We start from the raw sequence: 12763 nt of genomic DNA on the forward strand, positions 1-12763 counted from the left end.
AGCGCCACAAGCGCACGCAATCACCCGCAACGTCGTCGTCGGCATTTTCCGTTCGCCCTTGTGCGATTACGGGAAAAGGTCCTTCACATCATGTCCCCGCTTTGGTCGAAACCACGAAAACGTCGACGTCGGCCTAGAGAGAATGTGGCGGAGGAAGCGGCGATAACGGGGGAGACGCATCATGATGTTGAGGCGGCGACTGACGCTGTTGGCGGTGAGCGTCGCAGCGGCACCGTTGGCGCTCGGGGCATGCACCGGCGACGGCCGGGCGGGGCAGGGCGCCGAGGCGCGAGCCAACCCGGAACTGGTCGTGTCACCGGCCGAGGGAACCCGCGACGTGCCGCTCAGTGGGGAGATCGGCACCGTGGTCAAGCACGGTCGGGTCACCGACGTGCGGATCACCGACGACAAGGGTGCGACAGTACCGGCGGAGCCCCGCGAGGACGGCACCAGCTGGGTGCCGAGCAAGACGCTGGAGCCGAAACGGACGTACACCGCCGAGGTCACCGCGACCGGCGACTCCGGAAAGACGGTGACCCGTAGGACGACTTTCACGACGCAGTCGAAATCGTCCAAACCGGCGGTCGTGAGCACATTGTATTTCGGTGACAAACGGACGTACGGCACGGCGATGCCGGTGACCGTCGCCTTCGACCCGCCAATTCCCAAAGAGGCGCGAGCGGATGTGCAACGCCGATTGTTCGTCAAGACGGACCCGCCGCAACCGGGCACCTGGTCCTGGGTCTCCGACGGCAGCCAGGTCTACTACCGGGCACCTGACTTCTGGCGGCCGGGCACGACGATCAAGGTTCGCGCCGCACTGGAAGGCCTGCCGATCGGCCGGGAGAGCGTCGGTGACGCCGACCGGCGGGCCACCTCGAAGATCGGTCGGCACGTCCAGTTGGAGATCGACAACGCGAGCAAGCAGATGTCGGTGATCCAGGACGGCAAGCTGCTGCGCAAGCTGCCGGTCAGTCTCGGTAAGCCGAGCACCCCGACGTCCAGCGGCAAGATGGTGATCATGGAGAAGCACGACTTCACCACCTTCGACACGCGGGGCTCGGCCGACCCGTACGTGGTGGACGTGGAGGACGCGCAGCGACTCACCTGGGGTGGCGAGTTCATCCACGGCGCACCCTGGTCGGAGGGGGACCAGGGGTACGCCAACGTGTCGCACGGGTGCACCAACCTGTCGGCGGCCAACGCGGACTGGTTGATGGGCGTCACCCAGGTCGGTGACCTGGTGACCGTCAAGGGCACCGAGGTCCAGCTCACCGAGGGCAACGGCTGGACGGCGTGGAACGTCAGCTGGGAGGAGTTCGTCAAGGGCAGCGCGCTGCCGGTGCCCGCCGATCTGCGGCCCGCGCCGGCTCAGGCGCTGGACCCGGGGGCGGTGGCCGGCGAGTCGCCCGAGCCTCAGCCGTCGGCGAGCGGCGGCTGACCCGACCGGGGTGCCGGGCGCCCCGGTGCGGGGCGTTCCGGCACCCCGTCCCGCCCTTGAACGACCGGTCCGGCCCCGCGTCCCGGTCCCGGATCGACGGGTCCGGCCCCGGGCCCGGCGGCACCTCCGCACCCGCCCGCCCCGGACGGTGTCGCCCGGGGATGCGGGATGGTCCCTAGGGTGGACGCGACCGGCGTGCGGGTCATGCCCTGGGCTTACCCGGAACCCCACTCCAGCAGGGTGGAAGTGTCGGTGGTGGGGGATAGGTTCTCGATATGCGACAGCGCGAGGAGCGGTTCCACGTCGAGACCAGCGTCTCCGACGAGGCGGTGTGCGTCCGCGTCGTCGGCGTGATCGACATCGCCACCGTCGCGGCGTTCCGCGCTGCTCTGTGGGCGGCTCCCACCCGCACCGAGCTGCGGGTGGATCTCTCCGAGGTCCGGCTGCTCTCCGCAGCCGGGGTGCGCACGCTGGTCGCGGCCCGACTCTGGGTGCGGTCGCAGGGTGGTGAGCTGGTGCTGGTCGACCCGCCGCCGGTGGTGGAGCGGGTGCTGCGGGCCACCGGCCTACGGCGCGTCATCCCGGTCGTCGACCACACGCCACAGCGGATGCTCGCCGCAGTGTGACACGTCCGCCGCGCCGTCGGTGGGCGACGTGACCGGAACGGGGGGCGAGCATCCGTCCGGCGCCGGGCACGGGGCCGGCGCCGGACGGGTGCTCGGTCAGCGGACGCCGAGTAGATCGACCACGAACACCAGGGTCTCGTTGGGCTTGATGACGCCACCGGCACCCCGGCTGCCGTACCCGAGGTGCGGCGGGATGGTCAGGCGGCGTCGGCCACCGACCCGCATACCCACCACGCCCTGGTCCCATCCGGCGATGACCCGTCCGCCGCCGAGCGGGAAGTCGAACGGCTCGCCCCGGTTCCAGGAGGCGTCGAACTCGGCGCCGGTGGAGTGCGACACCCCGACGTAGTGCACCCGGGCCACCTGCCCGGGCTCGGCCTGCGGGCCGTCGCCCACGGTGATGTCCTCGATCACGAGGTCGGCGGGCGGGGCGCCCTCGATCGGGCCGATCTCGGGCTTCGCTGCCTGGTTCATGGAAACTCCTGGTGCCTCGGTTCTGGTCAGCACAATCCTGCCGTACGTGTCACGGCGGGCGTCACCGGTAGGTGACGCCCGCCGAGGGGGAGGGTGAGCAGGGTCAGCGGAGCCAGCCGAACCGACCGACGATCGGCAGCCGGGCCCAGGTGCGGCCGAGGCCCCAGGTGTCACCGGCGTTGGTCACCGCGAGCAGGGCCAGCACACCGGCGTAGACGAGGTGGTCGTCCATGAAGGGGTTGTTCGCCGGAGGCAGGACGGCCGTCCACATCAGCACCAGCAGCAGACCGCCGGCCGCCGCGGCGAGTCGGATCCCGATACCGAGCAGCAGTGCCGTACCGATCGCGGCCAGCCCGAGCATGAAGAGCCAGTCGGCCCAGGCCGCTCCGGCGATGCCGTTGTAGAAGCCCTGGAACGGGCCGGCGGTGCCGAAGGTGAGGAATCCCTTGGTCGGGCTGCCTCCGTTGAGCCAGGCGTTCTTCGCCTCGGTGGCGAAACCCAGGCCGAACAGCTTGTCCAGGAAGGCCCAGAGGAAGATCCAACCCAGCGCCAGCCGGAGACCGGCGAGCAGGTAGCGGGTGGCCCGCGTCCGGTGGTTCTGCTCCCGGCCGGTCTCGGCCACCGGGGCCTTGGCGGTGTTCCGCTCGATCATCGCGGTCATGATGTCCACGTCCCTTCTCTGCTTCGCACCGCGTGTCCCGGTGGCACTTCTATTGGACGCCCGCGCGGCGAGCCGGGTCAGGGTCGGCGGGCCGGTGCCGACCGGGACCTTCGACCTGTCTTCACCGGGAGCACGACCGCTCCAGGGGAGCCGTCGTCATGATCGTCGCCCTAGACTCGGTCGGCCGGTGCGAGGCAACCCGTGTCGACCTGTTCGCGCGACCGTCGTCCGACGCCGGCAGCCGGCCGACAGGGAGAGGCTGAGGACTCATGGGTACGACGATGACCGCTGACCACGACCGTGCGCTGTCCCCGGTGCCGCCGGAGGCCGGGCGCGGACCGGTGTTGGTCCGCGCGGCGCAGCGGGTGCACGCCGGGCTGCGGCTGGGCGAGATCGTCCGGCGTCGCCCACCGGGCCTCACCGCGAGCCAGTGGAACACGGCCAGCCGGGCAGTTCTCGACCATGTGGTCTGCTCGGCGGCGAGCGGCCTGCCCGAGTTCGCCGTCGAGTTCCGGTCGCCGTCGACCGACGCCACCACCAGGCGGGCCGAGCGGACCACGCAGGCCGTGGCCGCCGCGATCGGCCTGCCGCTGCTGCGGATCGTCTCCGCCACCCTGCGCGACACCGGACACGGCCCGCGGATCGTCTCGTACGTCGTCGACGCCCGCCGTTACGCCATCGGTGCCGCCGGTTCGGACGTGCCGGCCGTCGGGTTCCGGGACATCGTCGGTCGGCTGCCCGACGGGCGTGAGGGTGCGGTCAACGACCTCGGCGCGCTCGCCCGCGCGGAGGCGGTGGAGGCGTACGTGGCGCGGCGGCTGACCGACCCGATCCTGCGGGGGCTGCACGTGCGCTGGCGCGGCGGCCCGGTCGAGGGCTGGAGTTGGGCCGAGGTCCGCCCGGGCGAGGTGCTGGTGGAGCGGGTGAGCGTGCGGGTTTTCGACCTCTGCTGCGGCGTCGATCCCGCCCGGTTCGCCGAGGACCTCGCCGTTCTCGCGGTCGGGGAGCGGCTGCGGACGATCGAGACCGATACGCCGTCGCTACTGCCGCGTGGGGATCTGCTCACTGACATTCGGCGGCTGCGGGATCGCCACGAGGAACTCGTCGGCGACTTCGCCTACGAGCATCTCTGCCAGGAGTAAACCGGTTCCGCAGCGTCGCCCGGTCGAGCGGGCGGACGGTGACCGGCCGGACGCGGAAAGAAACATCGGAAAAAATTCGGCCGCCTTTGAACCGCTGTCGGAGCGGACCCGTACCTCACCGGGAATGGACAGGATCTCCCCAACCCGCACCGGCAGGCGCGGGAGACGGTGCGGAAAGGGCATCGTCGTTTGTCGACGTGCCACCGGCGCGTTCAGGCGGTCCCCGTCGAGCGTGCCACCACGATTCCGTTCGGTCCGTCGAGTCACGAATCAGGAACCGGATCGAGAAGGAGAGCAATTCGATGCGCAGGTCAACCCGGTCGCGCCGACCATCCGGTAACGCGCGGACCAAGCGACTTCTGGCCGTCGGTGCCACGCTCGCTGTCTTCGGCGGCGTCGTCGCCGTGACCCAGATCTCGTCGGCCGGCGACCGACGGTCACACCAGCAGAAGCGACCCGTGGCCGCCGAGTGTGTCGCACCCAGCCCCGGTGCCACCGCGCCCACCGCCCGCGGCGCCACCACCACCCGCACCTGGCAGAACGGTCGCTGGGTGGTCAACCACTGGGGCGACGGGCAGCAGACCATCGAGGAGTGCCAGGAGACCCGCAACGGCGGCGGAGCGACCGCCGGGGCCTTCGCCGTGGCCTGCCCGGACGTGGTCAGCCGACTGCCGCAGGTGCCCGACCGGGCCCGCGCCGAGGTGGACCGGAACCTGAACGCGTTGCAGACCCAGATCACCGAGGCGGACGCGCGACTGGCCGCAGAGGGCAATCGCGGCCAGCAGTTCATCCGTAACGCCATTCTCAACCCGCTGGCCAGCAAGCGTCGGGCGACCCTCGACCGGATCACGATCGCCATCGACCGATTCGGTCCCCGGCCACGCGGTCTGGCCAATCTCGCCACCTGCCAGGTGCAGCCGGTCGACAACAACAACGGCGGCGGCAACGGTGACGGCGGCGACAACGGCGGCGGTGGCGACAACGGCGACAACAACGGCGGCGGCAACAATGGACTCGACGTGCTGGCGAACAACTGCGACAACAGCCAGCTCCAGGCGCACGACGGTTTCCAGAACGGCAACCGGTGCATCAGCACCGCCTTCGGCGAGGTCGGTGCCGCGGCCAACAACCCGTCCCTGCTGATCACCGACTTCCCGCAGCAGATCAACCGCAACGAGGGCTTCTCGATCCGGGTCAGCACCCGCAACCTGGTCCGGGACCGGTTCCTGCCGGCCGGTCAGGGCGGCTACTACCTGGAAAGCTCGCTGCTCGACGGGCAGGGGCTGACCCGGGGACACTTCCACACCGCCTGCCGGATGCTGAACAACACGAACGAGGCCCCCGCGCCTGACCCGGTCCCGGCCTTCTTCGTGGCCACCGAGGACGGTGGCGGCGGTGCCGAGCCGGACGAGGTGACGATCCAGATTCCGGGTCTGCCGGAATCCGGTACCGCACAGTGCGCGGTCTGGGCCGGCGACGGTTCGCACCGCATCCCGATGTCGGAGCGGGCCAACCAGACCCCCGCCTTCGACGCGGTGCGCATCCAGGTCAACTGACACGCGGGCGGAGGCCGTGGGCCGACGCCGAACACTGCGGGGCCGCCCGGATCAGTCCGGGCGGCCCCGCCGCATGTGGAAGAACTGGTGTGACTCGTGCCAGAACACCGGCACCAACCGCGCCAGGTGGCATCGACGTATCAGCGGTTCCGGTACGCCTCGACCACCTCGACCGGGATTCGACCGCGTTCGGAAATCTTGTAGCCGTTCCGGAGCGCCCATTCGCGGACGGCGCGGTTCTGCTCACGGTTCATTCCTGAAGTGCCCGAACCGACACCGCGACGTGGGTTACGGCCAGTGTCGGCGGCGCCACGCCCCAGACGCCGACCCGCATTGATAAACGGATCCAACGCCTTGCGCAGGACACCCGCGTTCTCGTCGGAAACGTCGATGGTGTACGCCACGCCATCCAGGCTGAACTCCACCGTACGGTCGGCCTTTCCGCCGTCGAGGTCGTCGGTCAGCACCGTGATTACTTGTTTAGCCATCGTTCATTACTCCCTGTGTCTGACGGGGTGTGCTCAAAGTTTGACTGATCATCCGCCAATTGCGCAACAAAAGTGTGTGTCGCAGCGGTTCGCGTTTTGCGTCGCATCGAAATCCCGATTCTGGATCTGCCCGCCGTGGCACGGTGAGCCGATGGCGAGATCACCATCCGCGTCCGTACCGCGCCGGGGTGTGCTGGGTCACACCGAGGAACAACCTGGTCGTGCTGCGACTTGAGCCTGACACGCTCAACTCAATGCGATAGCAGGTGTTCGATGGCAACTCTCCCGGTACTTCCACTGACCGACGCCGTACTACTGCCCGGCATGGCCATTCCGGTGACCCTCGACCCGACCACCCAGGCCGCGGTAGACGCGGCCCGTGCCACCGGCGATCGCACGCTGCTCGCCGTGCCGCGCCTGGACGGCGAGTACGGTTCCGTCGGCGCGATCGCCACCATCGAGAAGGTGGGGCGACTGCCCAGCGGTGAACCCGCCGCCGTCATCCGTGGCCTCGCCCGCGCCCGTATCGGCTCCGGGGTGCCCGGTCCCGGCGCCGCCCTCTGGGTCGAGGCGACCGAGATCGACGAACCCGCTCCGGCCGGCCGGGCCCGCGAACTCGCCCGCGAGTACCGCGCACTGGTGACCTCCGTGCTCCAGCAGCGGGGCGCCTGGCAGGTCATCGACGCGATGGAACGGATGACCGACCTCTCCGAGCTGGCCGACTCGGCCGGCTACGCGCCCTGGCTGAGCCTGGGACAGAAGACCGAACTGCTGGCCGCGCCGGACGTCACCGCCCGGCTGGAACTGCTCGTCGGCTGGGTCCGGGAGCACCTGGCCGAGCAGGAGGTCACCGAGCAGATCAACTCCGAGGTCCGCGAAGGGCTGGAGAAGTCGCAGCGGGAGTTCCTGCTGCGCCAGCAACTCGCCGCGATCCGCAAGGAACTCGGCGAGGACGCCCCGGAAGGCTCGGCCGACTACCGGTCCCGCGTCGAGACCGCCGACCTGCCCGAAAAGGTACGCGAGGCGGCGCTGCGCGAGGTCGGCAAGCTGGAACGGGCCAGCGACGCCTCACCGGAGGCGGGCTGGATCCGTACCTGGCTCGACACGGTGCTGGAGATGCCGTGGAGCACGCGTACCGAGGACAACACCGACCTGACCGCCGCGCGGGCCGTGCTCGACGCCGACCACGCCGGGCTGGCCGATGTGAAGGACCGCATCCTGGAGTATCTGGCGGTGCGCAACCGGCGCGCCGAGCGTGACCTCGGTGTGGTCGGCGGCCGTGGTTCCGGTGCGGTCCTGGCCCTCGCCGGTCCGCCCGGGGTCGGTAAGACCAGCCTCGGTGAGTCGGTCGCCCGAGCGCTCGGCCGCAGGTTCGTCCGCCTCTCCCTCGGCGGCATCCGCGACGAGGCGGAGATCCGGGGCCACCGGCGCACCTACGTCGGCGCGCTGCCCGGCCGCATCGTCCGGGCGTTGCGCGAGGCGGGCTCGATGAACCCGGTGGTGCTGCTCGACGAGGTCGACAAGCTCTCCGTGGGGTACGCCGGAGACCCGGCCGCAGCCCTGCTGGAGGTGCTCGACCCGGCCCAGAACCATACCTTCCGGGACCACTACCTGGAGGTCGACCTCGATCTGTCCGATGTGCTGTTCCTGGCCACCGCCAACGTGGTGGAGGCCATTCCCGGCCCGCTGCTGGACCGGATGGAACTGGTCACCCTGGACGGGTACACCGAGGACGAGAAGGTCGCCATCGCCCGTGACCACCTGCTGCCCCGGCAACGGGAGCAGGCCGGACTGACCGCCGACGAGGTCGACGTGGACCCCTCGGCGCTGGGCCGCATCGCGGGGGAGTACACCCGGGAGGCCGGCGTACGGCAGTTGGAACGGGCCCTCGCGAAGATCATGCGCAAGGTCGCGGTGGCGCTCACCGACGACCCGGCACCGGTCCGCGTCGGCGTCGACGACCTGGTCCGCTACCTCGGTCGGCCGAAGCACACCCCGGAGTCGGCGGAACGCACCGCGACCCCGGGCGTCGCCACCGGCCTGGCGGTCACCGGCGCCGGGGGAGACGTGCTGTTCATCGAGGCGACGAGCATGGAGGGCGAACCGGGACTGACCCTCACCGGTCAGCTCGGCGACGTGATGAAGGAATCGGCACACATCGCCCTCTCCTACCTGCGCGCCAACGGCCGTCGCCTCGGCCTGGACCCGAACGCCCTCGCCGGGCGGCGGATCCACCTGCACGTCCCGGCGGGCGCGGTGCCCAAGGACGGCCCCAGCGCCGGCATCACGATGGTCACCGCCCTGGCGTCGCTGGCCAGCGGTCGCCCGGTACGCCCCGAGTTCGGGATGACCGGCGAGGTGACCCTCTCCGGTCGGGTGCTACCCATCGGCGGGGTGAAGCAGAAGCTCCTCGCCGCCCACCGGGCCGGCCTGACCGAGGTGATCATCCCGGCCCGGAACGAGCCGGACCTGGACGACCTGCCGACCGAGGTACGCGAGGCGTTGACCGTGCACGTGCTGGCCGACGTCGCCGACGTGCTAGCCCTAGCGCTGCGACCGGCCGAGATCGACCCGGCATCACTGCCCAACCACCACCTCACCACCACCTGATGTGGAAGGAAGGGCACCTTATTAACGCCTGCGGTAGAGCAGGGGCCCCTTTTTAACAGGATCGTTCGGCGACTGGCGCCACCTCGGCAGGGGTGGCGCCAGTCGCCGAACGGCTGGGGTGGTGTGGTGAGAAGGGTTCCCCTCTATACACCAGGCGTTAATAAGGTGCCCTTCCTTACTCCCGGCTCAGCGGCGGTCGCGGCGGACGGTGGCCTTGCGGCCTTTGATGGTGCTGCCACGCAGCCCGGCGATCACCTCGTCGACCACCGCCACGGGCACCTCGACCAGCGAGAAGCGGTCGGCGATCTCGATCGACCCGATGTCCCGGCCCCGGACTCCGGTCTCCCCGGTGATCGCGCCCACCAGATCCTGCGGCCGCACACCGGCCCGCCGGCCCACGCCGATGAACACCTGAGTGGTGCCGGCGGTGCGGGGACGCGACGGCCGACGCTCGCCCCGGCTGTCGTACCCACCCGGCCGACCTTCCCGAGGCGGACGGACCGCGACCTGCGGGATCTCCTCCTCGGCCTCGTCGGAACCGGGCAGGGTCGCCTCGTGAGCGAGCTTCACCGCGGCGAGCGCCACCTCCATCAGGTCGAACTCGTCGCTGAGCGTCTCGACGATCACCCGGAACGGGTCGAGGTCGTCCTCCAGCAGGCTCTCCCGTAGCGCTGCCTGGGTCAGCTCCAACCGACGAGTCCGCAGATCGGCGACCGTGGGGATCTTGTCGATGGTGATCCGTTGCCCGGTGACCCGCTCGATGGTCTTGAGCATCCGGTGTTCCCGGGGCTCCGCCAGGGTGATCGCCACACCCTCGCGTCCGGCCCGACCCACCCGGCCGATGCGGTGCACGTACGACTCCGGTGCCGACGGCACGTCGAAGTTGACCACGTGACTGAGTTGCTCGACGTCGAGCCCACGGGCCGCCACGTCAGTGGCGACCAGCAGATCCGCGGTGCCGGCACGCAGCCGCCCCATCACCCGGTCCCGCTGTTCCTGGCTCATGCCGCCGTGCAGCGCCTCGGCCCGGTAGCCGCGACCGTTCATCGTCTCGGTGAGCCGGTCGACCTCCTCCCGGCTGCGGCAGAACACGATCGCCGCGGTGGGCGACTCGACGTCCAGCACCCGCCCCAGCGCCGCCGGCTTGTGTGCCCGCGCCACCAGGTACGCGCTCTGCCGCACCCGGGGTGCCTCACCGGCAACCGGCTGCTCGCGGGCGATGAGGATGCGTACCGGGTCGGTCAGGTGGGCGCGGGCCATCCCGTCGATCCGGGCCGGCATGGTGGCCGAGAACAGCACCGTCTGCCGCTGCTCGGGGGTGTGTTCGAGGATCGCCTCGATGTCCTCGGCGAAGCCCATGTCGAGCATCTCGTCGGCCTCGTCGAGCACCACCGTGGCGAGGTTGCCCAGTCGCAGGGTGCCCCGGGCGATGTGGTCCAGGGCGCGGCCGGGAGTGGCCACCACCACGTCGATGCCCCCGTCCAGGGCCCGCAACTGCCGACCGATCGGCTGCCCACCGTAGATCGGCAGCACCCGCGCGCCGAGGTCCTTGCCGTAGCGGTGGAACGCCTCGGAGACCTGCACCGCGAGTTCCCGGGTCGGCACCAGGACCAACGCGAACGGGTCGTGGCCCGCTCGGTCGTCCGGCATCCGCTGCAACAGCGGCAGCGCGAACGCCGCCGTCTTGCCCGTGCCCGTCGCCGCCTGGCCGAGCAGGTCCCGACCGGTCAGCAGGGGCGGGATCGCCTCGCGCTGGATCGGGGTGGGCTCCTCGTACCCGAGCGTGGCGAGCGCGGCGAGCAGTTCGGGCCGTAAGCCGAGATCGGTGAAGGCGGACGGCTCGGCGGGCGGATCGGGCAGCACGTGCGTGGAACTCATGGGGTCAAGCCTTTCACTACGTCCAGCGGTCCGCTGCGGCGACCACCCGAACTTGTGCGCGGGGTCGCCGACGGCGACCCCGCACGCCCGCCCGGGCCCGTCACCCGGTGAGCAGCGCCAGCATGATGGTGACGCCCAACACGACGTCGATGACCGCGCGGCACTCGACGTAGGCTCGCGGCACCAACCCGTCGGTGCTGGTCCAGAAAGGTGGATCGGCCCTGACCTAGCATCGGGTGGTGACAGTCACCGTGCCGGCCGACGCGCCGCAGGAGGCTCTCCTGCGGCGGGTGATCGCGTACTTCGCCGTCAACGGCGTCGGCGACACCAGCCTGCGTACGCTCGCGGCGGAGATCGGCACCAGCCACCGGATGCTCCTCTACCACTTCGGCTCCCGCGAAGGGCTGCTCACCGCGATGGTCGAGGCCGTCTGGCGGGGCCAGCAGGAGCTGTTCGACTCGCTGCTCCGCGAGGCGGTTCACGACCCCTACGACGGCGCCTGGCGTTTCTGGCAGCGGCTCGCCGACGACCGGGCGTTCGCGCCGCTGTTCTTCGAGATGGCGGCGGCGGCGATGCAGGGGCACGCGTGGGCCAGTGCGTTGCGCACCTGGATCACCATCTGGACCGATCGGCTCGGCTCGTTCTTCGAGGAGGTGGGGAACCCGCCGGAGCAGGCACGGACCCAGGCGCGGATGGCGCTGGCGATGACCCGGGGTGTCCTGTTCGAGCTGGCGCTCACCGGCGACCGGGCGACAGCCGACGCCACCATGGCGGCCTTCCTGGATTCCACCCGGCCGACCAGCCGAGCGGGTGACGCGCCGCAACGGCGCTGACCGGCGGTGCGTCCGGGCCAGTGGGCGGGGCTCAGGGGCGCGGGCCGCGCACCTCGGTAGTGACGAACCGGACGAGCTCCGCCGCGAGCCGGCGGGGTTGGTCCTCGGGTACCAGGGTGTAACTGTCGTCGATCTCCACCAGCCGACCCCGGGGAAACAGCGCCGCCAGCCGGGGCCCGTGCGACGAAGGCATGAGCTTGTCCTCGCGGGCCCAGGCCACGAGCACCGGACGGTCGAATGACGCCAGCCGGCTCGGCAGGGCCCGCAGTTCCGCCTTCGACGGGGTGGACAGCGCGAAGCTGCGCAGGTCCCGTCGGATCGCCCGGTCCTGCCGCGCCGGTCGGAACCAGGCGTCCATCACCTCGTCGGGGATCGGGTACTTGCTCATCCATCCCCAGGCGCCGGGGGCACGCCGGAACCAGCCGAACCGTTGGAGTTGCATCGACAGCCACAGCGCGCCGGGAACCCGCGCGCTCATCGCCACCGCCTTGCCCGGCTTTCCGGGCGGGAAGTTGTCGAACGCCTCGCAGGCGACCAGCGCCAGACCGGCGATCCGGTCGGTCGGACCGTCGGCCACGAGGAACTGGACGCCACCCCAGTCGTTGGCGACCAGGGTCACCTCACGCAGGTCCAGTGCGTCGAGCAGTTCCCCCACGAGCGCGGCGACGCCCCGGTGGGTGACCAGTTCCGGCCGATCCATCGGTCGCCGGTGGCTGCCGAGCGGCAGGGTGGGACAGACACAGCGCACCGTCGGACCGACTTCGGCGACCACCCGACGCCACAGACTCGCGTCCATGTTCACCCCGTGCAGCAGCACCATGACTGGTCCGTCGCCGCCGGTATCGGTGTAGTCGATCGTTCCCGCGGTCAGGCTGATGGTCGGCATCGACGTCCCTCCCGTCGACCGCACCTCCTCGGCGCGGCGCATGTACCAAATGGTACATGCAGTTGTCCGGCGAACCCCGCCTGGTCTGGGCACCGCCGGGGCGACCAGCGCCTGTCCACGAGGTCTGCCATGCGTTAGGGGGATACGGGAGTATTGCTCGTACTAATC

Annotated in this window: 11 protein-coding genes; 6 read left to right on the plus strand and 5 right to left on the minus strand. The window is 70.5% G+C overall.

Annotation, left to right across the window (positions count from 1 at the left end):
- Positions 1–181 precede the first annotated feature (181 nt).
- Complete coding sequence (locus FF096_RS18715) at positions 182–1441, plus strand: Ig-like domain-containing protein (protein WP_155220257.1); 1260 nt, start codon at positions 182–184, stop codon at positions 1439–1441.
- 275 nt (positions 1442–1716) lie between these two features.
- Positions 1717–2067: an STAS domain-containing protein gene (locus FF096_RS18720; protein WP_155220259.1), complete on the plus strand. Its 351-nt coding sequence runs from the start codon at positions 1717–1719 to the stop codon at positions 2065–2067.
- 96 nt (positions 2068–2163) lie between these two features.
- Here the strand turns inward: FF096_RS18720 and FF096_RS18725 are convergent, their stop codons facing one another.
- Together FF096_RS18725 and FF096_RS18730 are read right to left on the minus strand one after the other, a co-directional pair.
- Positions 2164–2541 carry an FKBP-type peptidyl-prolyl cis-trans isomerase gene (locus FF096_RS18725; RefSeq protein WP_155220261.1) on the minus strand — a complete coding sequence of 126 codons (378 nt, stop codon included), beginning with the start codon at positions 2539–2541 and terminating at the stop codon, positions 2164–2166.
- A 103-nt stretch (positions 2542–2644) separates the two neighbouring features.
- A complete protein-coding gene (locus tag FF096_RS18730) occupies positions 2645–3202 on the minus strand; it encodes a DoxX family membrane protein (RefSeq protein ID WP_196222576.1) in 558 nt (185 codons plus the stop codon).
- A gap of 281 nt (positions 3203–3483) precedes the next feature.
- Here FF096_RS18730 and FF096_RS18735 point away from each other — a divergent pair, with 281 nt between their 5' ends.
- Both FF096_RS18735 and FF096_RS18740 read left to right on the plus strand, forming a co-directional pair.
- Complete coding sequence (locus FF096_RS18735) at positions 3484–4344, plus strand: DUF2726 domain-containing protein (RefSeq protein ID WP_155220263.1); 861 nt, start codon at positions 3484–3486, stop codon at positions 4342–4344.
- A gap of 302 nt (positions 4345–4646) precedes the next feature.
- Positions 4647–5900 carry a hypothetical protein gene (locus FF096_RS18740; protein WP_155220265.1) on the plus strand — a complete coding sequence of 418 codons (1254 nt, stop codon included), beginning with the start codon at positions 4647–4649 and terminating at the stop codon, positions 5898–5900.
- Positions 5901–6040: 140 nt separating this feature from the next.
- Here FF096_RS18740 and FF096_RS18745 read toward each other — a convergent pair whose 3' ends face one another.
- A complete protein-coding gene (locus tag FF096_RS18745; protein WP_155220267.1) occupies positions 6041–6388 on the minus strand; it encodes an Lsr2 family protein in 348 nt (115 codons plus the stop codon).
- Positions 6389–6661: 273 nt separating this feature from the next.
- Between FF096_RS18745 and lon the strand changes: the two genes are divergently transcribed.
- On the plus strand, positions 6662–8998 hold the full coding sequence (lon, locus tag FF096_RS18750; RefSeq protein WP_155220269.1) for an endopeptidase La: 2337 nt from the start codon (positions 6662–6664) through the stop codon (positions 8996–8998).
- Between the two features lie 186 nt (positions 8999–9184).
- Here lon and FF096_RS18755 read toward each other — a convergent pair whose 3' ends face one another.
- Entirely contained in the window at positions 9185–10876 is a 1692-nt protein-coding gene (locus FF096_RS18755) for a DEAD/DEAH box helicase (protein WP_155220271.1), read from the minus strand.
- Between the two features lie 239 nt (positions 10877–11115).
- Here FF096_RS18755 and FF096_RS18760 point away from each other — a divergent pair, with 239 nt between their 5' ends.
- Positions 11116–11709, plus strand: a complete 594-nt coding sequence (locus FF096_RS18760) for a TetR family transcriptional regulator (protein WP_155220273.1) — start codon at positions 11116–11118, stop codon at positions 11707–11709.
- Between the two features lie 31 nt (positions 11710–11740).
- Here FF096_RS18760 and FF096_RS18765 read toward each other — a convergent pair whose 3' ends face one another.
- A complete protein-coding gene (locus tag FF096_RS18765; protein ID WP_230462740.1) occupies positions 11741–12637 on the minus strand; it encodes an alpha/beta fold hydrolase in 897 nt (298 codons plus the stop codon).
- Positions 12638–12763: the final 126 nt, after the last annotated feature.

The sequence above is a fragment of the Micromonospora sp. CP22 genome (genome assembly GCF_009712475.1).
GTDB lineage: Bacteria > Actinomycetota > Actinomycetes > Mycobacteriales > Micromonosporaceae > Micromonospora.